This is a genomic window from Mesorhizobium sp. M0830 (assembly GCF_040319965.1).
Taxonomy (GTDB): domain Bacteria; phylum Pseudomonadota; class Alphaproteobacteria; order Rhizobiales; family Rhizobiaceae; genus Mesorhizobium.
Genome location: NZ_JAMYOR010000009.1, coordinates 23782 through 47113 on the forward strand (window position 1 = coordinate 23782; position 23332 = coordinate 47113).

Consider the following 23332-nt stretch of genomic DNA (forward strand, 5'->3'; position numbering starts at 1 on the left):
TCACTCCGCCGGCAGCGCGCGCTGCGGCAGCGCAAAGCCCATCTGCTTGCGCTTCTCCGGCCTCTTGCGTGTCAAAGCCAGCACCATGCCCATCGAAATTGCGATCGCGATCTGCGAGGAGCCGCCATAGGAGATGAACGGCAGCGTCATGCCCTTGGCCGGCACAAGTTGCAGGTTGACGCACATATTGATGACGGCCTGCAGGCCGAACACGGTGACGAGGCCACCGACCGCATAACGGGTGAAATCGTCATGCTCCTTCAGCGCCGTGTTGAGGCCGCGCAAAACGATGAAGGCGAAGATCGACATGATGAAGAAGCACATGATCAATCCGAATTCTTCGCCGGCGACCGAGAAGACGAAGTCGGCATGGCTGTCCGGGATGACCCGCTTGACGGTGCCTTCGCCCGGCCCGACGCCAAACCAGCCGCCATTGATCAGCGCCTCGCGCCCCATGTCGACCTGGAACGTGTCGCCTTCGCCGGTGAGGAACTTGTCGATGCGCAAGGCAACGTGCGGAAACACCGTATAGGCGGCAAAGACACCGCCGACGCCGGCGGCGCCCAGCGCGACGATCCACAGCCAGGGCAGACCCGCCATGAAGAACATGATGCCCCAGGTGCCGGTCGTCAGCATGGTCTGGCCCAGGTCTGGTTGCGCCACCAGCAGCGACACGACCAGCACCAGCAACAGCATGGCGAACAGATTGCCCGGAATGTCGGGCTGGCGCTTGTGCTCGGCAAACAGCCACGCGCACATGATGACGAAGGCGGGTTTCAGAAATTCAGAGGGCTGGATGGACAGGCCGGCAAGCGACACCCAGCGGCGCGCGCCCTTCACCTCGACGCCGACATAGAGCACCGCCACCATCAGCACCAGCATCAGGCAAAGCATGATCAGCGCCATGCGCCGTATCTGCCGGGAATCGAGGAACGACACGGCCAGCATCACGCCGAGCGCCGGCACGGTGAAGATGATCTGCCTGGTTGCGAAGTGGAAACTGTCGAGACCGATGCGTTCGGCCACCGCCGGGCTGGCGGCAAAGGACAGCACGATGCCGAGCCCCATCAGCGACAGGAACGCTGCCAGGAACCAGCGATCGATCGTCCACCACCAGGTCGCAACCGGACTTTTGTCAAGACGGCTTTGCATTATCGTGTCCCTCCGATGGGTTTCACGCCCTCGATAGCATGCGCAGCTTGCCTGAAGGCTTCGCCGCGGACCTCGAAATTCTTGAACTGATCGAAACTGGCGCAGGCCGGCGACAACAGCACCACCGCCTCGCCGCCGTCGTCCAGTGCCGCATCATGCGCGGCGTGCTCGACAGCCGCTGCCAGCGTGCCGGATATTTCGTAAGGCACAGCCTCACCCAGCGTCGCCGAAAAGGCGGGGGCGGCCTCGCCGATCAGATAGGCCTTGGCAATCCGCGGAAAGAAACCGCGCAACGGCTCGATGCCGCCTTCCTTGGGCAGGCCGCCGGCGATCCAGTAGATGCGCGCAAAGCTGGACAGCGCCGGTGCCGCTGCGTCGGCATTGGTCGCCTTGGAATCGTTGATGAACAGCACATGGTCCTTGCGGCCGACCTGCTCCATGCGGTGCGCAAGACCGGGAAAGCTCTCCAGCCCCGATTGGATCTCGCCGAGCTCCAGTCCGACCTTGAGGCAGGCCGCGACCGCAGCCAGCGCGTTCTGCGCATTGTGCTGGCCTCGCAGCGAGCCGATGCCTTCGAGGAAGGCGACGCGGCTGTAGCGGCCATGCACAGCTTCCATCAGGTAGCTGCCGTCGGCGAAATAGCCGTCGGTCAGCGGCAGCCGCTTGGAAATCCGGATGACATGCCGCCCCGCCCGCTCCAGCCGCTCGGCGATCTGCGCGCACCAGGAATCGTCGATGCCGACGATTGCCGTCTCGCTGCCGGCCACCAGCCGTTCCTTGATTGCGGCGTAGTGCTGCATGGTGCCGTGACGGTCGAGATGGTCGGGCGTCAGATTGAGCAGGATTCCGGCCGTCGGGTTGATCGAAGGCGCGAGATCGATCTGGTAGGACGAGCATTCGACCACATAGTGCCGATCGGGCTCAGGCGGATCGAGCGTCATCACCGCGCGGCCGATGTTGCCGCCCATCTGGGTGTCTCGACCCGCCGCTTTCAGGATATGCGCCGTCAGCGCGGTCGTCGTCGACTTGCCGTTGGTGCCGGTGATGGCGATGAAGGGCGACATCGGCGCCTTGAGCATCCGTTCGCGGCAAAAAAGCTCGATGTCGCCGATGATCTCGACACCCGAACCGCGCGCCAGCTCCACCGTCCAATGCGGCTTGGGATGCGTCAGCGGAACGCCCGGCGAGAGCACGAAGGCCGAGAACTTCGCCCAGTCGGCGCCGCGCAGATCGGCTGTTGCAATCCCGGTGGCGGCGGCCTTGGCGACGCTTTCGGGATTGTCGTCCCAGGCCAGCACGTCCGCGCCGCCCTCGATAAGCGCGCGCGCCGTCGCAATCCCCGAACCACCGAGCCCGAAGAGCGAAACGCGCTTGCCTGAAAAGGATGCGGCGGGGACCAAGCGGACTCCTATCTCAGCTTCAGGGTTGACAGGCCGACCAGCGCCAGGATGACGGCGATGATCCAGAAGCGGATCACCACCTGGCTTTCGGTCCAGCCCAGCTTTTCGAAATGATGGTGGATCGGCGCCATCAGGAACACCCGCTTGCCGGTCATCTTGAAGTAGCCGACCTGGATGATGACCGACAGGATTTCAACGACGAACAATCCGCCGACGATGACAAGCACGATCTCGTGCTTGGTGGCGACCGCCACGGTGCCGATCAGGCCACCCATGGCCAGCGAACCGGTGTCGCCCATGAAGATCGCCGCCGGCGGCGCGTTGAACCAGAGAAAGCCGAGGCCGGCACCGATGACCGCGCCAAGCACGACGGCCAGTTCGCCGGTGCCGGGCACGAAATGGATCTGCAGATATTCGGCGAAGACGGCGTTGCCCGAGAGATAGGCGATGACGCCGAAGGAGGCCGCCGCGATCATGATAGGCACGATCGCCAGCCCGTCCAGGCCGTCGGTCAGGTTCACCGCATTGCCGGCGCCGACGATGACGAAGCAGGAGAACGGAATGAAGAACCAGCCGAGATTGACGATGAATTCCTTGGCGAAGGGAAATGTCAGCGACGAGGAGAACGGCGCCTGGCCGTTATGCATGATCACCCATGCGGCAATGCCGGCGATGACGAATTCGAGCGCCAGCCGCGCCTTGCCGGAAAAGCCGAGATGCGACTGCTTGGTCACCTTGAGATAGTCGTCGTAGAAGCCGATCGAGCCGAAGCCCACAGTCACCAGCAGCACCACCCAGACGTAGATGCTCGACAGGTTCGCCCACAGCAGCGACGAGCCTATGATGCCGGACAGGATCATCAGGCCGCCCATGGTCGGCGTACCAGCCTTCTTGAAATGCGTCTGCGGCCCGTCGGCCCGGATCGGCTGGCCCTTGCCCTGCCGCAGGCGCAGCGAATTGATGATGGTCGGTCCGAAGATGAAGACGATCAGCGCCGACGTGATCAACGCCCCGCCGGTGCGGAAGGTGATGTAGCGGAAGACATTGAAGGCCGAGATCTTGTCCGCAAAATCGACGAGTAATGTGAACATGCGTTATCGTCCCCCGACCTGGGTCTGTTTTCTGGTTGTCGATTCAGGCGGGAATTTGCCCAGCACCGCATCGACCAGTTTTGCAAAGCCGACGCCTTTCGACGATTTGATCATCACCACGTCGCCTGGCCTCAGCGCGGCCAGCAGTACCGGCTTCAGTTCCTCGACGCCGGCACGGTATTCCGTCTTGACTTCACCGGGCAGTATCTCGGCCAGTGCCCGCATTTCCGGGCCACCGAGGAAGACGGTCTGCGTCCCGGTGCCAACGATAAGGTCGGCAAGAGCGGCGTGCAGCTTGGCCGAATGGTCGCCGAGTTCGAGCATGTCGCCGAGCACGGCGATGCGGCGGCCCTCGCCCGTCACCGGCGTCGCGTTGAGCAATGCCATCGCGGCAGCCATCGACGCCGGATTGGCGTTGTAGCTCTCGTCGATCAGCGTGATCGGCCCGCCGGGGTGGCTCGAAGTCGAGCCACCGGGATGGCTCGAAGTCGAGCCACCGGGGTGGCGCAGCACATGGCGCTTGCCGCGCCCGCGCTCGGCCGAGAGATCGGCCAGTGCCAGGGCCACCTTGTCGAGATCGGCCCCGACCAGATGCGCCGCCCCCAGCACCGCCAGCACGTTCTGCACCATATGGCGGCCGGGCGCACCGATCCGAGCCGACACTTCGTGGCCGCTGATCCTGGCACTGATGTCGGAATGGTCGGCGTGCAATTCGCATTGGACCAGCTTGAAGGTCGAACGCGCATTCTCGCCGAAGCCGTAGACGTGCTCGACGCCGGCGACACGCGCCATTTTGTCGAGAATCCTGAAGCGCGCATCGTCGCGGTTGAGGACAGCGGCACCCTTCGGCTCCAGCCCTTCGAAAATCTCGGCCTTGGCCTTGGCGATCTCGTCCAGGTTGCGGAAGAAGCCAAGGTGGGCGGCCGCGATCATGGTCACGATGGCGACATGCGGCCTCACCATTTTCACCAGCGGCCGTATCTCGTCAGGATGGTTCATGCCGATTTCGAAAACGGCATAGTCGCAATCGGCGGGCATGCGCGCCAATGTCAGCGGCACGCCCCAGTGATTGTTGAACGACTGCGCCGAGGCGTGCGTCTTGCCGACGGCTTGCAGCACATGACGCAGCGCTTCCTTGGTGGTGGTCTTGCCAGCCGAACCGGTCACCGCGATGATTTTGGCTTGGGAGCGCGCGTGGGAGGCTACTCCGAGCTTTTCCAGCGCGACCAGCACATCATCGACGACGATGATCGGCGCCGTCAGCCGGCCGAGCGACGGCAGCTTGCCTTCGGCTACCACCAGAACCCCGGCGCCGGCTTTGATGGCTGACGTGACGAAGTCATGCCCGTCCATCGCCTCGCCCTTGATGGCGAAGAAGGCGTCGCCGGGCTGTAGGCTGCGGCTGTCGATTGAAATACCCGATATGCCGTCCGGCATCGGCCCGAGCGGCCGCCCGTCCATGGCGGTGACCAGCGCCTCGGAGGTCCACAACAAGCTCATGCGGCACGCTCTACGAGTGCTGCGCGAACTTCCTCATGATCGGAGAAATGCAAGGTCTCGGAGCCGATCGTCTGGCCTTCCTCGTGGCCCTTGCCGGCTACGATCAGCGTGTCGCCGGCATGCAGCATGGCGACCGCCTCGCGGATCGCCTGGCGCCGGTCGCCTATCTCTATGGCACCAGGAGCAGCGGCGAGGATCGCCGCGCGGATTGTTTCCGGTACTTCCGATCGCGGATTGTCGTCGGTCACGATCACGACATCGGCAAGCCGCGTCGCGATCTCCCCCATGATCGGCCTTTTTCCCCGGTCGCGGTCGCCGCCGCAGCCGAACACGACGATGACGCGACCAGTGGTGAACGGGCGCACCGAGGCCAGCACGTTTTCCAGCGCGTCCGGTTTGTGGGCATAATCGACATAGACCGGCGCGCCATTCGCGGTAGTGCCGACGAGGTCGAGCCGGCCGGGCGCACCCTTCAGTTTCTCCAACGCCATCAAGGTCTTGGCGACGGGCGTTCCCGTGGAAATGGCAAGCCCTGCCGAAACCAGCGCGTTCGATATCTGGAAATCGCCGGCCAGCGGCAGGTCGACCTCATAGAGCACGCCGTCGGCCTCGACCTCGGCGCGCTGGCGGTGGCGCTCGTGCTCGACCCGCTTCAACCTGAGGAAATCGCCATGGCGGCCAACCGTCAGCGCCTCGAGCCCGGCGGCCCGCGCCGCCTTGATCGTCGGCGCCGACCATGGATCGTCGGCGAAGATCACGGCCGGCGCGCCCTTCGACAGCAGCGTGTCGAACAGCCGCAATTTGGCGCGGTGATAGTCCTCGATGGTCGGATGGTAGTCCATATGGTCGCGGCCGAGATTGGTGAAACCGCCGGCCGCCAGCTTCACGCCGTCGAGGCGGCGCTGGTCGAGCCCATGGCTGGAGGCTTCCATGGAGGCGTGGGTGACGCCGGCATCGGCCAATTCCCGCAGCAGCTGGTGCAGGGCGACCGGATCGGGCGTCGTCAGCGAGCCATAGTCGTTGCGGCCCGGTGCTACCACGCCGGTGGTGCCGATCGAAGCGGCGGCATAACCCGCCTGCTCCCAAATCTGCCTGGTGAAAGCGGCGACCGATGTCTTGCCGCTGGTACCGGTCACCGCGACCATGGTCTGCGGCTGCTTGCCGAAATAGCGGGCCGCACTCAGCGCCAGCGCCAGGCGCGGATCGTCGACCGTCAATACCGGAACCGACAGCCCAGCAATGGCGCTGCCCTTGGCAGCCACAATCGCGGCCGCACCACGCGCGGCGGCGTCGGCGGCATAAACGGCACCATCGGCCTTGGTTCCGGCGAGCGCAAAAAAGACAACGCCCGATCTTACCTGGCGGGAATCCGACGAAATCCCGATGACCTCCAGATCGGCGGAAGTTGTTCCTTCGACTGGCAGGATACCGGCTAGGTCTCTTAGTTTCATCGAACCCCGTTCACCGCAACAAAATAGCGCGCAGTTACCGGCGCGCCCTAAGAATCACTGATAGGAAACCAGCGTTGCACCATTTTCATGGCTGAAATCTGGCTTCACGCCAAGCATGGCAGCCGCACGCCGGATAATGTTGCCCGCCATAACGCCCGCATTCGATGCCGCGACGTCTGTCATGCCCGGCTTTTCAGGGTGCGGGGCGTCGGCAATCGTAAACACCAGGTATTGTGGATCGTCCATCGGAAAGGCGGCGACAAACGTATTGAAATTCAATTCCTTCGAGTAGCGGCCATTGATGACCTTCTCGGCGGTTCCGGTCTTACCGCCAACGCGATAGCCGGGCACTCTGGCGTTTCTGGCCGAGCCCTTCTCGGCGTTGAGCGTATACAGGTAGCGCATGCCGTCGACCGTCTTTTCGCTGACCACTTTCTTGGCCATGGCCATCGCTTCTTCCTGTGTACGGATCAGGAAGGTGGGGTTCATCAGGAAGCCGCCATTCATCAGCGCGGCGCAGCCGACAGCCGCTTGCAGCGGCGTTGTCGATACGCCGTGACCGAAGGCGATGGTGAACGAATTGACCTGTTTCCAGACCTTCGGTTCAGTCGGGCGGGCGACTTCCGGCAGTTCTGTCTGCATCTTATCCAAAATTCCAAGGCGATGCAGGAATTCGCGGTGCCCCGCGATGCCGACCATTTCGGCCTCCCTGGCCGACCCGATGTTGGACGAATAGAGGAACACCTCCGGCAACGACAGCACACGGTTCTTGCCGTGGAAGTCGTGAATGGCCTGATGGCCGACCCGGATTGGATGCGAAGCATCGAAGCGGCTCGCCATCGTCGCCTTGCCCGAATCGAGCGCCATGGCAGAGGTGAAGCTCTTGAAGGTCGAGCCCATCTCGTAGAGGCCTGCCGACATCCGGTTCAGCCGGTCCTTGTCTTGCGCATTATAAGGATTGTTAGGATCAAAATCCGGAACCGAGGCCATGGCCACCACTTCGCCGGTCTTGACGTTGAGCACAACGGCGCCAGCGCCCATGGCGCGATAGCGCTCCAAGCCGGCGGCGATCTCGTCGCGCACCACATGCTGGACGCGCAGATCGATCGAAAGCCTCACCGGCTTGAGATCCTTGGCCACCGCGAGGCCCGATGCCTGCAGGTCGCTCAAACCCTGCTCATCGACATATTTCTCCATCCCGGAGATGCCCTGGTTGTCGATGTTGGTAAGCCCGACAATGTAGGACGAGGTCTCGCCGCTCGGATAGAAGCGGCGCTTCTCGGTGCGGAAGCCGAAGCCGGGAATGCCGAGCTGCATGATGTCGGACTGCTGCTTGGGAGTCAGCTGCCGCTGCAGCCAGACGAAACCAGCACCGCTCTTCAGCTTATGGTAGGTCTGCTCATAGTCGATGTCCGGAAGCACCGTCGACAGCTTCTCGATCGCCTCGTCGGCGTCGACGATGCGGCGCGGCTCGGCAAACAGCGACGCTGTCTTGATGTCCGTCGCCAGAACTTCGCCGTTGCGGTCGACAATGTCGGGCCGCGATGCCGTCACCCGGCTTTGCGGGCCGCCCGACATGTCAGGGGTCTGGAAGCCGAGATAGATCAGGCGCCCGGAAATCGTCGAGAAGATCCCGAAGAACACCGCCATCGTCATGACGATGCGCGTCCTGCCCTTGCCGCCGGTCGCCTTGCGGGCGCCCTCGACGACGATCGAACCGCCTTCACCCGTCCTCACGCGACGCTTCAGCAGTTTGCCGATCATTGGGCGATGCCTCCGGTCACCACGGGATCCTTGCTGCCAGGAGGCGCTTGATCGGAATTGTCGGCCATGCCGCCCTGGCGTCCGGACAGGATGTCCAGGGATTTGGCCGGCAGGTCGCCGATGCCGACGATCTGGCGAGCGCTAACCGGCTCGAGTTCGAGCTGTGACTTGTAGAGTTCGGCCAGCTTCTGCAGCCGCGATGGCTGGGTGAGCAGGCTCCAGTCAGCCTTGAGCAGGTCGATCGTGTCCTCCTCATAGCGGATCTGCGCATGGATCTTCTGCACCGAAGCCAATTGTTCCTCGGCCTCGCGCTTGGCCTTGTAGGTAAGGGCAGCCGCCCCAACCATGACGGCGATCAGGACGATGTCGCTGGTACGAAACACGTGCTTACCTCTCCCCCGGCCGGTCGATACCGGGAAGCTTTGGAAGGCCGAAAATCGAAAAGTCGCTGCTGCGCGCCGGCGCCTCGGTGCGGATTGCCGCGCGCAGCCTGGCCGAACGGGCGCGCGGATTGGCTGCCACCTCGGCATCGCCGGCAGTCACACCGCCACCCGCCTTGCGGAAGGTCGCGGTGCGCGCATGAGCCTCTGGCAGGTGACGCGAGCCGGTCGCGACGTCGGCACGGTCGGCGATGAAACGCTTGACGATGCGGTCCTCCAGCGAATGGAACGTCACCACGGCGAGCCGTCCGCCCGGCTTCAGCGCACGCTCGGCCGCGAACAAGGCCTTGGCCAGTTCGCCAAGCTCGTCATTGACGAAGATGCGCAGCGCCTGGAAGACGCGCGTGGCCGGGTGGATCTTGTCCTTTGGCGCGCGGCCGATATGCGTCTCTATGGCATCGGCCAATTCCAGCGTGCGCTCGAACGGACGCTTTTCGCGGCGAGCCTCGATCATGCGGGCTATGCGTCCGGCGTGACGCTCCTCGCCGAGGAAGCCGAAGATGCGGGCGAGGTCGCCGGGCTTGAAGCTGTTGACGACGTCGGCGGCGCTCAAACCAGCCTGCGCCATGCGCATGTCGAGCGGCCCGTCGGCGCGGAACGAAAACCCGCGCTCGGCCTGGTCGAGCTGCATCGAGGACACACCGATGTCGAGCACGACGCCGTCGGCACTCTCGACATGTTCGTCCAGCGTCGAGAACGGCGCCTGCACCAGCCGCAGGCGACCGCCCGACTGCGCCTCGAGATCGCGCCCGGCGGCGATGGCATCCGGATCGCGGTCGATCGCTACCACGGAGGCGCCCGTCGCCAGAATGGCCCTGGTGTAACCGCCGGCGCCGAACGTGCCGTCGATGATGATGTCGCCCTCCGCTGGCGACAGTGCTTCCAGCACTTCGCCAAGGAGGACCGGAATGTGGCGGGCCGATCCGCCAACGGCGTGTCCATCGACGGCGTGAGGAAGGTCATCGCCGTGGCCCACCGTCATTCCGGTCGCTCCCCAGCCTTCGTCCCCTGCCGAAGCTGCAAAAGCCGAGCCCGCGCCTGCGCCCCATAGGCAGCAAGCCGTCCCGGCGCCCAGACCTGAAAGAAATTGCCGCGTCCGACAAAGGCCACTTCCGCCGAAATGCCGGTGTGTTCGCGAATAAAATCGCTCATCGTGATGCGACCGTCCTGGTCGAGTTTCAAGAATGTTCCGTCGCCATGGCAGAAGAATGACATATCGTCCGCCGTCTGCAGGAAGGGATCCTCGAGTGCGATGCGCTGCTCGTAGCGGTCGAGCAGGTCGAGCCCGCCGACATCCATTGCCGGCAGATCCAGGCAGCGCAGCGCATAGAGTTCCGAATAGCCGCGCTTCTGCACAACGGCGCGGAAATGCGCCGGAACGGATACCCGTCCCTTCGCATCGATCCTGCTCACCGTGTTCGAGAGAAACCGGTCCATTAAATGCCACGGCCGCTTGCGCCGCCGCACCCCTCTTCATCGTGTCGCACGCGCCGCCGCGGCACGTTCGCTGCCCCGCATCAATCTCGTTGGCACGGGCAAAAACCGGCAAACGCGCAGCCGCCGCGGCTGCCCGATTGGCGTACGCTTTACCCTGACGCGGAACGAAGGCTTTGATGTCTGTATGGGATATCATGGGGTACTATGGGCGTCAACGGGAAGGGCTTCACAAACACGCACGCCGCGACCAACGAGAGCAGCCTTGACGTCACATCTCGTCTTTATGGATCATTAAGCCTAACGAAGGGTTTAGAGGCGCTGGCCTAACCAGACGCGCCTTGCCGCGAGGCGCTACCCGGCATAGCGTTTCGCCGCATCCGGTCGGTCACCAAAGGATTTGAGAATCTATGTCTGAAACAGCGAACAGTCGCGCTGCAGCACTATCCCATCTGCGTAGCAGCGGGCTTGCCATGGGCGAATCCATCCCTCTGCCCCTGACCATGGCCGCCATTTTTCACGCGCCCGGCGACGCCACCGGTTTCAACCAGTACGGCCGCTTCAGCAACCCGACCTGGGATGCGGTCGAACATATGCTGGCCCATCTGGAGGGCGCGCCCTGCGTCGCCTTTCCTTCGGGAATGGCGGCGATCTCGGCAGCATTTTTTGCCGTGCTCAAGGCCGGCGATCGCATCCTGCTGCCTTCGGACGGCTATCACACGACACGGGCTTTGGCAGAACGCTTCCTGAAGCCCCTTGGCGTCACATATGATGTGAGGCCAACATCGACCTTCCTCGATGGCGGCTTCGAAGGGTACCGCCTCGCCTTCGTCGAAACCCCCGCCAATCCGGGGCTGGATATCTGCGATATCGCGGCCGTCGCCGATGCTGTTCACAAGGCCGGCGCGCTGCTGGTGGTCGACAACACGACAATGACTCCTTTCGGCCAGCGCCCACTCGACCATGGCGCCGACATCGTCATTGCCGCCGACACCAAGGCGCCCAATGGCCATTCCGATGTGCTGTTCGGCCATGTCGCCAGCCGCAATCCCGACATCATCGCCGCCGTGACCGGCTGGCGCGAGGTTTCCGGCAGCATTCCCGGTCCGTTCGAAGCTTGGCTGGTGCATCGCGGCTTGGAGACACTGGACGTGCGCTTCGATCGCATGTGTTCCTCGGCGGAAGTGATCGCGCGGCGGCTGAAGGACCACCGCGCGATCAGCGGCCTGCGGTTCCCCGGGCTGGAAAGCGATCCGTCGCATAACCTTGCTCGCGCCCAGATGGAGCGCTTCGGCTTTCTCATCTCTTTCGAGCTCGCATCGGAGGACAAGGCAGAGGATTTCATCAACAATTGCGACCTGATCCAGGCCGCGACATCCTTCGGCGGCGTCCACACCTCTGCCGAGCGGCGCTTGAAGCGAGGCGATGCGGTTTCCGCCGGCTTCGTGCGCCTCTCGGTCGGCTGCGAGCCGGTGGAAGAACTCTGGAAGGCGATCGAGACGTCGCTGGACAAGATCGCGGCCGACAAAATCGGCTAAGAGCTTTTTGGCTCTGCCATTTTGAGATATCTGGCGCGCGCTCGTTCGATAATCGGCGGCCCCTCAAGAGCGGGCCCGCTGTCGATCCCTTCCTGCACAAGTTTGCGCAATTCCTCGACCGTGTAGCCATGCAGGTCGCGCCGGTCCTTCCATTGCCTGAGCGCGTCGCGGATCACCTCGCTCGCCGACGCATATTCGCCGGCGGCGACCGCATCATCCACCGCCTGCGCCAGTTCCGGCGACAGCGTGATGCTGCGTTTGTCGACCTGTCCCATGACAGGCTCCTGATGCTCTTCACGGATCGAAGGTACGATTTAATCGCAGCACCAGCTTCAAGAACAGCCGATCCTCGCTCGCATGGATGAACAGCTGAACAAGCTTGAATCAACAGGCGCGCCCGAGGGCGCAACCTGCTGATCTCAAGAGTTCTCTTCGATCTCGCGCGAGAAAAATTGCCAGCTGGCCTGTAAGCCGGGTTTTGTATGGCCCTCGCCCCTTGCGGGGCGAGAACGTGGCGGCCATTCATCTTGGGCGCATGTTGCCATGCGCCTCACGCAACCTACCCGGACGGTGGGCCGGAAACAGCCCTCGAGGGTTTCCCCTCGCACCGCCCCTATTCGGTCTTGCTCCCGGTGGGGTTTACCGTGCCGCTCCTGTTGCCAGTCGCGCGGTGGGCTCTTACCCCACCCTTTCACCCTTGCCCCGGATTCGGCAAAGCCGAACCGTGGCGGTTTGCTTTCTGTGGCACTTTCCCTAGGGTCGCCCCCGCCGGCCATTAACCGGCACCGTGTTTCCATGGAGCCCGGACTTTCCTCACCCGCGGCCTTTCGGCGTTTGCGGGCGCGGCCGCCCGGCCAGCTGGCAAGGCGTATAAAGGGGTTCACGCCCGAAAACGCAAACGAAAAAGCAGATTTATGCGGGCGATCCAAGCGCAGCCATCTGCACCTTGACCTTGCCGCAATAGGCGGCCGAAACCGGGTTCATCCGAGTTGCGGCGTGCCCGGCATTGTATTTCAGAATCGTACCACAGGTCGTGCCGCCGCCGAGGCTCCGCGCCATGGCAAGATATTTCATGCCGTATTTGATGTTGGTGTCGGGATCGAACAGGCCCTTGGCAGAACCGCTATAGCCCATCATCCGCGCCGTTGCCGGCTTGATCTGCATCAGGCCGATCTCGCCGGCGCTGCCGACGATGTCGGGCCGGTAGTTGCTCTCGATCTTGATGACGGCCGTGGCGAGCGACACCGGCACGCCTTCGATCGCCGCATAGCGGGCAACGATTGCGGAATACTGGCCGCTGCTGGCCACCGCGGCCGTCGATGCCGCCGCCTTCCTCAGACCAACTGACGCCGTTGTCGTCATGTCGACGGTCTTGCGACCGCGCTTCGTCTGCCTTTTGGCGGTAGACTTCTTGGGCTTGGACCAGCTTGCCTTTTCCACTTTGGCGGAAACCCGCTTCGTCGCCTCGGCGTCGTGGCTTGCCTTGTCGCTTTTGGCCAGCGTGGCCTTGCCGCTTTTTGCGGGTACGGCGGAAAGCCCTTGATCGGCCCGCGGGCTGAGTGGCGCGGCTTGCGCCGTGCCGAAGGCAAAAGTCATTACGCCGGCAGCAAGAGCTGCCGTTAAAACGGTCAATTTCTGCATGTGATCCTGTTCTGTCTGGACTGCGTGAAGATGTTCACGCAGCAACGCCTAATCAATATCGGAACAACCCCGGGGGGCTGGGGGTCCGACATCTGCACGCCAGCCGTTTGACGCTCGAATTGGTGTCAAACAAGGCCAGGCAAGTCACTTTGAGTGACAGCTTGTAATTTAAAGATTGGAAGGGGTTGCTTGGAAGAGGCTACCCTCAGGTCAGCGTCTCACGGAGGCAAGCAGCTTTTGCAGTGTCCGCAGTGTCGAGCCATCGGCAATGCCGTCCACTCTGCGCGGCCGGAAATGCCTCTGAAACGCCTCGACGACGAACTCCGTCTGTCGGTCGAAAATGCTCGTTATTTCGACGCCATAGCCGTAGAGCGCCAGCATCGACTGCAACGCCTCGACGTCACCGCCGGCATCGCCGAGCCTGAGCACGGCTCCTCGCCGGATCGGTGCGGCTGCCACGAGATGGCCGACACCGGCCTCGAACAGCGTCTTCCAGGGGAACTTCTCGCCCGGATCGATTTTGCGTCCCGGCGCCACATCGGAATGTGCGAGCACCCGCTCAGCGGCAATCGAATGCCGCCCGGCGATCCCCCTGCACAGCCCGATTACCGCATCGATCTGCCGCTTGGGAAAACCGGGATAGCCCAACGTATGTCCCGGATTGACGATCTCGATGCCGACGGAACAGGAATTGATGTCGGCGCGTCCGAACCACGAACTCTTGCCGGCGTGCCAAGCGCGGTCGCTTTCCCTGACCATTTGCACGGTGTGGCCATTCTCATGGACGAGATAATGCGACGACACCTCGCTGGCCGGATCGCACAGCCACGCCTCGGCGCCAATGCCAGTCGCCATGCCGGTGTAGTGCAACACGATCATGTCAGGCTTGAGTGTCTCGCGCCGCGGACCGAAATTCGGCGATACCCTGACCTCGGCACGTGGCTCGTCGGGCAGGAAACCGCTCATGCGTGGCGCAGACCCCGCTCGATCATCTCATAGGCGGCATTGATCGCCGCCACCCTGGTCGTTGCGATCTTGATGAATTCCTGCGGCAGGCCGCGCGCGATCAGCCGGTCCGGATGATTGTCGGAAACCAGCTTTCGATAGCGCTTCCTGACCTCTTCGAACGGCTTACCGCGCTCGATGCCGAGCACGACATAGGGATCCCCGGCGCCCAGATTGACGTGCCGCGCCATGATGCTTTCGTAATGTGTCTCATCAATGCGGAAAATCTCGGCGATGCGGTGCAGGAAGAGGCCTTCGCGCTCATGCACCAGCCCGTCGGCCTTGGCGATGTAAAACAAGCCCTCGAGTATGTCTTCCAACATCGCGCAGTTGGAATGCCCCGAACCGCACATCTGCGCCATCCGCTCGGCATAGATTTCGAAGCCGGCCACGTCGCGCTGGGCGAGATCGAACAGCCGCGCCACATTGCGCGTCTCCTTTGGCGGCACGTCGAAAATCTGCTGGAAGGCGCGCACCTCGTCCTGGGTGACGATGCCATCGGCCTTGGCCATCTTGGCCGACAACGCGATCATCGCCACTGAGAAGGCGACACGCCGGCGCAGATCCGCATCGCCCGAAAAAACCGTGCGCACTGCCTCGACGACGTCGGCAACACCCGACGAGGTTGAAGATGAAACGCGGGTGATGAACTCGCCGAGGCGATCCCAAATGGACATAGCCTGCTTCTTAGTGCCACCGCCCCTTGCTATCAAGCCGGGACAGTGCCGCAGGCTCCGCACGACAATCGGCCCGACTTTGGCGCGGGATGTGGCCGCGGCAGTCGGATTAACGAGAAAGGCCGATACCAGACGGCCTTTCTCAGCCTTCACGCGAAAGTACCGCGTTCCCGACTACTGCGCGGGCGCAGGAGCTGGCTTTGCCGGAGCCGGCTCGGCAGGCTTCTCGGGTGTGATGCTCTTCGTAGTCGAGTTGTCGGTAGCCGGAGGCGTCGCAGCCGGCGGCGTAGCCGGCTTCATCGGCTGTTCGGCCGGCGGTGGGGTGCTCTGGGTAGTGGTGTTATCCGTGCCGTTGTCACTGCAGGCGGCAACGCCAAGCAAGGCCAAAGCGGAAACGGACGCAAGAATGAGCTTTTTCATATTATCTCTCCTTCGATATACGCTCACGTTGCCGTGAACGGTCGAAAGGAAATGCATCAGATAGCCATGAGTTTCGTAACGTTGCGTTTCCGCATGTAACATCGTCTGGTCCATTTGCGATTGCCGGTCGAACGATGGCGAACTAACAGAATGTGCTGAACCACAGATCGAACAGAAAAGTACCAGGGCTGTCATGACCGAAAAATGGGATTTCTGGATCGACCGCGGCGGCACATTCACCGACGTCATCGGCAAGGATCCGGAGGGCGGGCTGCATCCCCGCAAGCTTCTCTCCGAAAATCCCGAGGCCTATGCCGATGCCGCCATCCAGGGCATTCGCGGCCTTCTCGGTCTATCCTCCGGCGATGCCATCCCGCCCGGCCTGATCGGCGACGTCAAGATGGGCACCACGGTCGCCACCAATGCGCTGCTGGAGCGCAAGGGCGACCGCGTGCTTTTGCTCATCACCAAGGGTTTTCGCGATGCGCTGAAGATCGCCTATCAGGCGCGCCCGGACATCTTCGCCAAGGAGATCATCCTCCCCGAACAGCTCTACGAGCGCGTCATCGAGATCAACGAGCGCGTACGCGCTGATGGCCGCGTCGAACAATTGCTCGACATCGCCGCCTGCCGGCCGGCGATCGAACAGGCCAGGGCCGATGGCATCGATGCCGTGGCTATCGTCTTCATGCATGCGTGGAAATATCCCGACCACGAGAAGGCGGTGGCAAAGGTCTGCCGGAAACTGGGTTTCGCCCAAGTCTCGGTCAGCCATGAGGTCTCGCCGCTGATCAAGCTGGTCGGCCGCGGCGACACCACGGTGGTCGACGCCTATCTGTCGCCGATCCTGTCGAGATATGTGCAAAGGGTGGCGGGAGAGTTGGGCGTCCTCTCCCCCCTCGAGGGGGGTGAGGGGCGGTCGACCGAAGGTCGAGAAAAAGCCAACGATTTGGCTTTTTCAGCAACGAACGCCCGAAGCCATAGCGAAGGGCAGTCGGCAAAGCGGCCAGAGGGGGTCCTATCAGAAGGCACCGCCGATGCGTCGAACCCAGTCGAGCCGACCCCACCCGGCGGCTTTGCCGCCACCCTCCCCTCGAGGGGGAGGGAATCCCCTCGCCTCATGTTCATGATGTCCTCCGGCGGGCTGACCGCTGCCGACATGTTTCAGGGAAAGGACGCGCTGCTGTCGGGCCCAGCCGGCGGCGTCGTCGGCATGGTCGTGACGGCCAGGCTCGCCGGTTTCGGCAAAGTCATCGGCTTCGACATGGGCGGCACCTCCACCGATGTCGCCCATTATGACGGCGAATATGAGCGTGCCTTCGACACCGAGGTCGCTGGCGTGCGCATCCGCGCGCCGATGATGCGCATCCACACCGTCGCCGCCGGTGGCGGCTCGATCCTGCACTACGAGGCCGGCCGCTTCCGTGCCGGACCGGACTCGGCCGGCGCCAATCCCGGCCCGGCCGCCTACCGGCGCGGCGGGCCGCTCGCCGTCACCGACGCCAATGTCATGCTGGGCAAGCTGCAGCCCGATTTCTTCCCCGCTATTTTCGGGCCCGGCCAGGACCAGCCGCTCGATGTCGAGACCGTACGGGCAAAATTCGCAATGCTGGCAGCCGAAATTGGCGACGGCCGCACGCCCGAGGCTGTCGCCGAAGGGTTCGTCACCATCGCCGTTGAGAACATGGCGAACGCCATCAAGAAGATCTCCGTCCAGCGCGGCTACGACGTCACCGAATATCTCTTGAACTGCTTCGGTGGCGCCGGCGGCCAGCACGCTTGCCTGGTCGCTGACGCGCTCGGCATGGAGGCGGTATTGATCCATCCCTTCTCCGGCCTGCTGTCGGCTTACGGCATTGGCCTGTCTTCGGTTTTTGCCTCGCGCCAGCAGGCGCTGCTGAAGCCGCTTGCCGAAGAGTCCAGAACGGAGATCGGCAACCTTATTACCACCTTGAAAAAAGCCGTCATCGCCGAACTCGCAGCGCAAGGCATCGCCGAGGATGCGGTTGCCGCGAAGCCCGTGCTGCACATTCGTTATGACGGCACCGACACGACACTGCCGGTGAATTTCGAGGCAGACTCGATTTTCCAGGCCAAGCGCGATTTCGAAATCGCCCACAAGGCGCAGTTCGGTTTCGTCTATGATGACAAGCCGATGATCGTCGAGACCGTCGGCGTCGAAGGCGTCGACACCGGCGGCAATGGCCGCGACGAAACTGAATCGCAAACCGAAGACCTTGCCGTAAGCCCTTCGCAAACCCGCGAAATCTTCACCGAGGGAGAGTGGCGTGCTTCAGGCATCTTCCGCCGCGAGGCGCTGAGGCCGGGAAACACGGTTGCGGGTCCTGCCTTGATCATCGAGCCGAACCAGACGATCGTGATCGAGCCGGGCTGGCAGGCCGAAATCACCGCCAGGAACCATGTGCTCCTGCGCCGCGTCGAGAAAAAGCGCCGGCAGGCCGCACTCGGCACCGAGGCCGACCCGGTCATGCTGGAGGTCTTCAACAATCTGTTCATGTCGATTGCCGAACAGATGGGCGTGACGCTGCAGAACACCGCCTATTCGGTCAACATCAAGGAAAGGCTGGACTTCTCCTGCGCCGTCTTCGACCGCACCGGCGCGCTGGTTGCCAACGCGCCACATATGCCGGTGCATCTAGGCTCGATGGACCGTTCGGTCGAAACCATCATCCGGCTGAATTCCGGCGATATCCACCCCGGCGACGTCTTTGCGCTCAACGCCCCCTACAATGGCGGCACGCACCTGCCCGACATCACTGTTGTGACGCCGGTGTTTTCCCTCCCCCTTGAGGGGCGGGTGGCCGCGCAGCGGCCGGGCGGGGTCCTCTCAGAAGGGACCGCAAGAGAGTCGAGCACTGCCGCAACGACCCCCGCCGGCGGCTTCGCCGCCACCTCCCCCACAAGGGGGGAGGAAATCCTCTTCTGGGTCGCCTCGCGCGGCCACCACGCGGATATTGGCGGCACGGCACCCGGTTCGATGACGCCGCTTGCAACCACCGTCGACGAGGAAGGCGTGCTGTTCGACAATTTCCGCATCGTCGATCGCGGCCACTTCCGCGAGAAGGAGCTGGAAACGCTGCTCACCGACCACCGATACCCGGCCCGCAACCCGCACCAGAACATCGCCGACCTCAAGGCACAGATCGCCGCCAACGAGAAGGGCGTCGCCGAACTGCGCAAGATGGTCACGCATTTCGGCCTTGATGTCGTCGAGGCCTATATGGGCCATGTCCAGGACAATGCCGCCGAAAGCGTGCGCCGCGTGCTGGAGCGGCTGCCCGACAGTTCGCAGTACGAATACCCGACCGACACCGGCCAGATCATCAAGGTCAAGATCACGGTCGACCGGCAAAAGCGCGAGGCGACGGTCGACTTCACCGGCACATCGCCGGTCATGAAGAACAATTTCAATGCACCCGAGCCGGTCGCCCGCGCTGCCGTGCTCTACGCGTTCCGGGTCATGGTCGAGGACATGATCCCGATGAATGCCGGATGCCTGCGGCCAATCAACATCGTCATTCCCGACGGCTGCATGCTCAAACCCGCCTACCCCGCCGCTGTCGTCGCCGGCAATGTCGAGACCTCGCAGCACGTCACCAACGCGCTGTTCGGCGCCATGGGCGCCATGGCCAACGCGCAAGGCACGATGAACAACCTGACCTTCGGCAACAAGACGTACCAATATTACGAGACGATCTGTTCCGGCTCGCCGGCCGGCCAGATGAACTCCGGCCGCGGCTTTGCCGGCACCTCAGGCGTCCACACCCACATGACCAATTCGCGCCTCACCGATCCGGAAGTGCTGGAGCTGCGCTTTCCCGTGCTGCTCGAGGATTTTCACATTCGGGAAGGTTCCGGCGGCAAGGGTAAATGGAGCGCCGGCGACGGCACCAAACGCACCATCCGCTTCCTCGAAAAGATGGAATGCGCGATCCTGTCCTCGCACCGCAACCGCCCGCCGCAAGGCCTGGACGGCGGCGGCGATGGCGAGGTCGGCTCGACCAAGATCCGCCGCAAGGACGGAACCATTGAAGTCCTCAAGGCCTGCGACCAGACGGTGCTTCAGCCGGGCGAGGCCGTCATTCTGGCGACGCCGACGCCGGGCGGATTCGGCAAGCCGTAAGGAAGCATCGAGAATTCGCTGCGGCGAGTCAGGTGACGTGGCTTTCGAGAACCGGAGCGGAGCGGACATTTGAGTCCGTGAGCACCGGAAGCGGAGAAAGCCGCGCCAGATGACCGCCGCAGTAGAATTATCGATGCTTCCGACTGTCACCGGCCTGTCATGACCCTGCGCTACCCGCTTGCGGCAAAGCAAATGGGGAATCATCTTTGCCATGACGGACGTCTCCGCAGATCTGGTCTTTCGCCGCGGCAAGGAAGTGGGAAAGGCCGTCTACCAGAACCGCCCACTGTCGAAGGCAGGCATTTCGGAGCGGCTGTTCGCCTTCCTGTTTTCCGGCCTCGTCTATCCGCAGATCTGGGAAGACCCCGACGTCGACATGGAGGCGATGCAGCTTGGCCGGGGTCACCGCGTCGTCACCATCGCCTCGGGCGGTTGCAATATCCTGGCCTACCTCACCCGTTCGCCGGCACGGATCGATGCCGTAGATCTCAATGCCGCCCATGTCGCGTTGAATCGCATGAAGCTGGAGGCGGTGCGCCAGCTGCCTTCGCAAGGCGACCTGTTCCGCTTCTTCGGCGCCGCCGACACCAGCCACAATTCGGAAGCCTACGACCGCTTCATCGCGCCGTATCTCGACCCGGTCAGCCGTCACTATTGGGAGCGCCGCAACTGGCGCGGCATCAGGCGCATCGCCGTCTTCGATCGCAATTTTTACCAGACCGGCCTGCTTGGCCTGTTCATCGCCATGGGCCATCGCACGGCAAAGTTCTTCGGCGTCGACCCAGCCGGCATCATGCAGGCTCGCAACCCAGGCGAGCAGCGTCGTTTCTTCCAAGAGGAGTTGGCGCCGGTCTTCGACAAGAAGCTTTTGAAATGGGCGACATCTCGCAAGGCCTCGCTGTTCGGCCTCGGCATTCCGCCGGCGCAGTACGATTCGCTGATCACCTCGGGCGACGGCACCATGGCCAGCGTGCTGAAGGCCCGGCTGGAAAAGCTCGCTTGCGATTTTCCGCTGGAGAACAACTACTTCGCCTGGCAGGCCTTCGCGCGGCGCTATCCGAACCCCGGCGAGGCCGCCCTGCCCGCCTATTTGGAAAGGCAGAACTACGAGACCATCCGCAGCAATGTCGACCGCGTCGCCATTCACCATGCCAATCTGATCGAATTCCTCGCCGGCAAGGATGCCGGCGCGGTCGACCGCTTTGTCCTGCTCGATGCACAGGACTGGATGACCGATGAACAGCTCAACGCGCTGTGGGCGGAAATCACCCGCACCGCATCGGCCGGCGCCCGCGTCATCTTCCGTACCGCCGCCGAGCCCAGCCTGTTGCCGGGCCGCGTCTCCAGCTCGCTGCTCGACCAGTGGGTCTATCAGGATGAAGCATCGCGCGAATTCTCGACTCGCGACCGCTCGGCTATCTATGGCGGCTTCCACCTCTATGTGAAGAGTGCAGCGTGAGCATGACCGAACTGCCGGCCAGCCCGGAATTCAAGGCAAACCATGCCGAATTGATGGACGGCGTCTACCGCTGGCAGCGCCACGTCTACGACCTGACCCGCAAATACTACCTGCTCGGCCGCGACCGGCTGATAGCGGAGCTTGATGTGCCCGCCGGCGGCAACGTGCTTGAGCTCGGCTGCGGCACCGGCCGCAACATCATCCTCGCCGCTCGCAGATACCCGGAAGCGCGCTTCTTCGGCCTCGACATCTCGGCCGAAATGCTGGAGACGGCCGGCGCCGCGATGACGCGCGAAGGCCTGTCCGGCCGGGTCATGCTGGCAAGGGGCGACGCCACAGATTTCGATGCCGATGCACTCTTCGGTGTCGAACGCTTCGATCGTATCTTCGTGTCCTACTCACTGTCGATGATCCCCGGCTGGGAAAAAACGGTATCGGCAGCGCTTGCCGCGCTGTCACCGAACAGTTCGCTGCACGTCGTCGATTTCGGCCAGCAGGAAGGCCTGCCGCGCTGGTTTCGCGCGCTGCTGCGCGGCTGGCTCAGAAAGTTCCATGTCGCGCCGCGTGAATCGCTGCGCGAGGTTCTGGAATCGGAATCTCGGCGAACCGGCGCAAGCTTCCGTTTCCGCACGCTTTATCGCGGCTATGCCTGGCTGGCCGTGATCGGGCAGCCAAAGGGCTAATGCAACGCCTTCACCAGCGCGCCCACCATCGTCTGCGGCCGGTAGCCGAGTTTGGCCGGGGTCAGGCCTAGCCGCACCACCACCAACAGCTCGGATGGGATGACGGCGACCGTCTGCCCGTCATGGCCTTCCATCCAGTACGTGTCCTTTGGCAGGCCTGCGGCGACGCCCGCGCCCGGGTTTTCCTCATCGCCCGGAGCCTCTATCCACAGCTGGCCCTTGCCGTAGACTTTCGATGCGGCTGCCGGCTCCCGCATCCAGTCGACGAAGCCGGCCGGCAGGATTTGGCTGCCGTTCCACACCCCGCTTTGCAGCAGGAACTGACCGAAGCGCGCCCAGTCATGCGCGGTTGCGTAGAGATAGGACGAGCCGACGAAGGTGCCCTGCTCGTCCGTTTCCAGCACCGCGCTGTGCATGCCGAGCGGCTCGAACAGCGCCGTGCGCGGCCACGTCAGCGCCTTGGCCTTGTCGCCGATCGCGTCCTGCCAGAGGCGCGACAGCATCACCGCAGTGCCGCTCGAATAGGAAAACAATTTGCCGACCTCGGCCGCCAGCGGCTTTGATTCGGCAAAGCGCGCCATGTCGGGCTCCAGATAGAGCATGCGCGTGACGTCGGCGACGTCGCCATAATCCTCATTGAACTCCAGCCCGCTCGACATCGCCATCATGTCGGCAAGGCTGATTGCACTGCGGCCGTCCGCCTTCCACGCCCCGAACAGTCCCTTGTCGGTGAAGGTCATCTTGCCGTCCTTGACCAACGTGCCGACAATGGCGGCATTCACCGTCTTGGTCATCGACCAGCCGAGCAACGGCGTCTTTGCCGAAAAACCCGCGCCATAGCGCTCGGCGATGACACGACCGTTCTTGACCACTACCACCGCGCGCAACCCAGGACCGGTCAGTGCCGCATCGTCCAGCAACTTGGCAATCAGCGGGTCCTGTGATGCCTCGATCCGCTCACCTTCCGGCCACAGCGCATCTTGGCTGACCTCCGAGGGGCCCGCATGGATTGCCGTCCGCCGCACCTTGCCGACGTCGCCGTCGGGGACCGAAGCGCAGCCCAGCCCATCACGGGCGACGGCGACGCTCTTGCCGAGGAAACCAAGCAAGCCCGCGGAGACCGTCCCCCTGTTCTTATCCACCGAGACCCGCATCAACCGCAGCAGCGGGTGCCCCGGCGCCTGCACGTCGACGGCCAGCACCTCATTCGCGTTGCGTCCGGCGATAAAGACGTTCGAACAGACGATCTTGGCCGAGTAGCCCGAGCCGACGCGGATCAATTCCGGCGGCGCGATATAAAGCCAGGCAAAAAGCGCGGCGATTGCCAGCACGATCAGGCCAAGCAGCCATTTGACGATCTTGACGACGATCCGCATTTCTTTTCTTTCTTCCCAGGCCTCGCCGGACCCTTGTGTCATCGATTTGCCGCCATTGCTTTCGCAAATCATGGGGCTTGTCGAGCGCCGTCAACGGATTATCAACCATGATCGGCGATCAAAGGATAGGTTGGGGCGATGCTGTGGGGCGATCGCT

The 23332-nt window shown here is 63.2% G+C and carries 19 protein-coding genes and 1 other RNA gene; 4 read left to right on the plus strand and 16 right to left on the minus strand.

The window, feature by feature from the left end:
- From ftsW to mraZ, 9 genes are read right to left on the minus strand one after another with little or no spacing between them, the layout of a single operon-like run.
- Positions 1-1152 carry a putative lipid II flippase FtsW gene (gene ftsW, locus NKI20_RS07900; RefSeq protein ID WP_023757009.1) on the minus strand — a complete coding sequence of 384 codons (1152 nt, stop codon included), beginning with the start codon at positions 1150-1152 and terminating at the stop codon, positions 1-3.
- A complete protein-coding gene (gene murD, locus NKI20_RS07905; protein WP_352829647.1) occupies positions 1152-2552 on the minus strand; it encodes a UDP-N-acetylmuramoyl-L-alanine--D-glutamate ligase in 1401 nt (466 codons plus the stop codon). The genes ftsW and murD overlap by 1 nt, the downstream gene beginning before the upstream one ends.
- 8 nt (positions 2553-2560) lie before the next feature.
- The gene (gene mraY / locus NKI20_RS07910) at positions 2561-3643 is read right to left on the minus strand and encodes a phospho-N-acetylmuramoyl-pentapeptide-transferase (protein ID WP_023757007.1); all 1083 of its coding nucleotides are present in this window, start codon (positions 3641-3643) and stop codon (positions 2561-2563) included.
- A gap of 3 nt (positions 3644-3646) precedes the next feature.
- A complete protein-coding gene (locus NKI20_RS07915; RefSeq protein WP_352829648.1) occupies positions 3647-5143 on the minus strand; it encodes a UDP-N-acetylmuramoylalanyl-D-glutamyl-2,6-diaminopimelate--D-alanyl-D-alanine ligase in 1497 nt (498 codons plus the stop codon).
- Positions 5140-6594 carry a UDP-N-acetylmuramoyl-L-alanyl-D-glutamate--2,6-diaminopimelate ligase gene (locus NKI20_RS07920; RefSeq protein WP_352829650.1) on the minus strand — a complete coding sequence of 485 codons (1455 nt, stop codon included), beginning with the start codon at positions 6592-6594 and terminating at the stop codon, positions 5140-5142. The genes NKI20_RS07915 and NKI20_RS07920 overlap by 4 nt, the downstream gene beginning before the upstream one ends.
- 54 nt (positions 6595-6648) lie before the next feature.
- Positions 6649-8358, minus strand: a complete 1710-nt coding sequence (locus tag NKI20_RS07925; protein ID WP_352829652.1) for a peptidoglycan D,D-transpeptidase FtsI family protein — start codon at positions 8356-8358, stop codon at positions 6649-6651.
- Complete coding sequence (gene ftsL, locus NKI20_RS07930) at positions 8355-8741, minus strand: cell division protein FtsL (protein WP_352829654.1); 387 nt, start codon at positions 8739-8741, stop codon at positions 8355-8357. Before ftsL ends, NKI20_RS07925 begins: the two co-directional genes overlap by 4 nt.
- Positions 8742-8745: 4 nt before the next feature.
- Positions 8746-9780, minus strand: coding sequence for a 16S rRNA (cytosine(1402)-N(4))-methyltransferase RsmH (rsmH, locus tag NKI20_RS07935; protein WP_352604185.1), 1035 nt, complete (start codon positions 9778-9780; stop codon positions 8746-8748).
- Positions 9777-10235: a division/cell wall cluster transcriptional repressor MraZ gene (gene mraZ / locus NKI20_RS07940; protein WP_352829655.1), complete on the minus strand. Its 459-nt coding sequence runs from the start codon at positions 10233-10235 to the stop codon at positions 9777-9779. The genes rsmH and mraZ overlap by 4 nt, the downstream gene beginning before the upstream one ends.
- Before the next feature lie 407 nt (positions 10236-10642).
- On the opposite strand from mraZ, the gene NKI20_RS07945 reads away from it, so the two are divergent.
- Positions 10643-11770, plus strand: coding sequence for a cystathionine gamma-lyase (locus NKI20_RS07945; protein WP_352829657.1), 1128 nt, complete (start codon positions 10643-10645; stop codon positions 11768-11770).
- Here NKI20_RS07945 and NKI20_RS07950 read toward each other — a convergent pair.
- The 6 genes from NKI20_RS07950 to NKI20_RS07975 all read right to left on the minus strand — a co-directional run bounded on the left by NKI20_RS07950 (position 11767) and on the right by NKI20_RS07975 (position 15513).
- Complete coding sequence (locus NKI20_RS07950; protein ID WP_352829659.1) at positions 11767-12045, minus strand: type II toxin-antitoxin system ParD family antitoxin; 279 nt, start codon at positions 12043-12045, stop codon at positions 11767-11769. The genes NKI20_RS07945 and NKI20_RS07950 overlap by 4 nt on opposite strands.
- Before the next feature lie 176 nt (positions 12046-12221).
- Positions 12222-12632: RNase P RNA component class A (gene rnpB, locus NKI20_RS07955), an RNA gene on the minus strand.
- A 50-nt stretch (positions 12633-12682) separates the two neighbouring features.
- Complete coding sequence (locus NKI20_RS07960; RefSeq protein WP_352729558.1) at positions 12683-13411, minus strand: lytic transglycosylase domain-containing protein; 729 nt, start codon at positions 13409-13411, stop codon at positions 12683-12685.
- Positions 13412-13621: 210 nt separating this feature from the next.
- A complete protein-coding gene (locus NKI20_RS07965; protein WP_352829662.1) occupies positions 13622-14377 on the minus strand; it encodes an N-acetylmuramoyl-L-alanine amidase in 756 nt (251 codons plus the stop codon).
- The gene (locus NKI20_RS07970; RefSeq protein ID WP_352729554.1) at positions 14374-15093 is read right to left on the minus strand and encodes a TerB family tellurite resistance protein; all 720 of its coding nucleotides are present in this window, start codon (positions 15091-15093) and stop codon (positions 14374-14376) included. The genes NKI20_RS07965 and NKI20_RS07970 overlap by 4 nt, the downstream gene beginning before the upstream one ends.
- 174 nt (positions 15094-15267) lie before the next feature.
- On the minus strand, positions 15268-15513 hold the full coding sequence (locus NKI20_RS07975; protein WP_084025055.1) for a hypothetical protein: 246 nt from the start codon (positions 15511-15513) through the stop codon (positions 15268-15270).
- Positions 15514-15706: 193 nt separating this feature from the next.
- Here NKI20_RS07975 and NKI20_RS07980 point away from each other — a divergent pair, with 193 nt between their 5' ends.
- From NKI20_RS07980 to NKI20_RS07990, 3 genes are all read left to right on the plus strand, one after another.
- On the plus strand, positions 15707-19657 hold the full coding sequence (locus NKI20_RS07980; protein ID WP_352829664.1) for a hydantoinase B/oxoprolinase family protein: 3951 nt from the start codon (positions 15707-15709) through the stop codon (positions 19655-19657).
- 211 nt (positions 19658-19868) lie between these two features.
- Positions 19869-21116, plus strand: a complete 1248-nt coding sequence (locus NKI20_RS07985) for a BtaA family protein (protein WP_352829666.1) — start codon at positions 19869-19871, stop codon at positions 21114-21116.
- Complete coding sequence (locus NKI20_RS07990; RefSeq protein ID WP_352829668.1) at positions 21113-21799, plus strand: class I SAM-dependent methyltransferase; 687 nt, start codon at positions 21113-21115, stop codon at positions 21797-21799. Before NKI20_RS07985 ends, NKI20_RS07990 begins: the two co-directional genes overlap by 4 nt.
- On the opposite strand, the gene NKI20_RS07995 is transcribed toward NKI20_RS07990, so the two are convergent.
- Entirely contained in the window at positions 21796-23175 is a 1380-nt protein-coding gene (locus NKI20_RS07995) for a serine hydrolase domain-containing protein (RefSeq protein WP_352829670.1), read from the minus strand. The genes NKI20_RS07990 and NKI20_RS07995 overlap by 4 nt on opposite strands.
- Positions 23176-23332 lie beyond the last annotated feature (157 nt).

What these genes read in the sequence shown, in the direction of transcription:
- ftsW (WP_023757009.1), bottom strand. Translation starts at nt 1,152, where the DNA reads ATGCAAAGCCGTCTTGACAAAAGTCCGGTTGCGACCTGGTGGTGGACG.
- mraY (WP_023757007.1), bottom strand. Translation starts at nt 3,643, where the DNA reads ATGTTCACATTACTCGTCGATTTTGCGGACAAGATCTCGGCCTTCAAT.
- NKI20_RS07915 (WP_352829648.1), bottom strand. Translation starts at nt 5,143, where the DNA reads ATGAGCTTGTTGTGGACCTCCGAGGCGCTGGTCACCGCCATGGACGGG.
- NKI20_RS07920 (WP_352829650.1), bottom strand. Translation starts at nt 6,594, where the DNA reads ATGAAACTAAGAGACCTAGCCGGTATCCTGCCAGTCGAAGGAACAACT.
- NKI20_RS07925 (WP_352829652.1), bottom strand. Translation starts at nt 8,358, where the DNA reads ATGATCGGCAAACTGCTGAAGCGTCGCGTGAGGACGGGTGAAGGCGGT.
- rsmH (WP_352604185.1), bottom strand. Translation starts at nt 9,780, where the DNA reads ATGACGGTGGGCCACGGCGATGACCTTCCTCACGCCGTCGATGGACAC.
- mraZ (WP_352829655.1), bottom strand. Translation starts at nt 10,235, where the DNA reads ATGGACCGGTTTCTCTCGAACACGGTGAGCAGGATCGATGCGAAGGGA.
- NKI20_RS07945 (WP_352829657.1), top strand. Translation starts at nt 10,643, where the DNA reads ATGTCTGAAACAGCGAACAGTCGCGCTGCAGCACTATCCCATCTGCGT.
- NKI20_RS07950 (WP_352829659.1), bottom strand. Translation starts at nt 12,045, where the DNA reads ATGGGACAGGTCGACAAACGCAGCATCACGCTGTCGCCGGAACTGGCG.
- NKI20_RS07960 (WP_352729558.1), bottom strand. Translation starts at nt 13,411, where the DNA reads ATGCAGAAATTGACCGTTTTAACGGCAGCTCTTGCTGCCGGCGTAATG.
- NKI20_RS07965 (WP_352829662.1), bottom strand. Translation starts at nt 14,377, where the DNA reads ATGAGCGGTTTCCTGCCCGACGAGCCACGTGCCGAGGTCAGGGTATCG.
- NKI20_RS07970 (WP_352729554.1), bottom strand. Translation starts at nt 15,093, where the DNA reads ATGTCCATTTGGGATCGCCTCGGCGAGTTCATCACCCGCGTTTCATCT.
- NKI20_RS07975 (WP_084025055.1), bottom strand. Translation starts at nt 15,513, where the DNA reads ATGAAAAAGCTCATTCTTGCGTCCGTTTCCGCTTTGGCCTTGCTTGGC.
- NKI20_RS07980 (WP_352829664.1), top strand. Translation starts at nt 15,707, where the DNA reads ATGACCGAAAAATGGGATTTCTGGATCGACCGCGGCGGCACATTCACC.
- NKI20_RS07985 (WP_352829666.1), top strand. Translation starts at nt 19,869, where the DNA reads ATGACGGACGTCTCCGCAGATCTGGTCTTTCGCCGCGGCAAGGAAGTG.
- NKI20_RS07995 (WP_352829670.1), bottom strand. Translation starts at nt 23,175, where the DNA reads ATGCGGATCGTCGTCAAGATCGTCAAATGGCTGCTTGGCCTGATCGTG.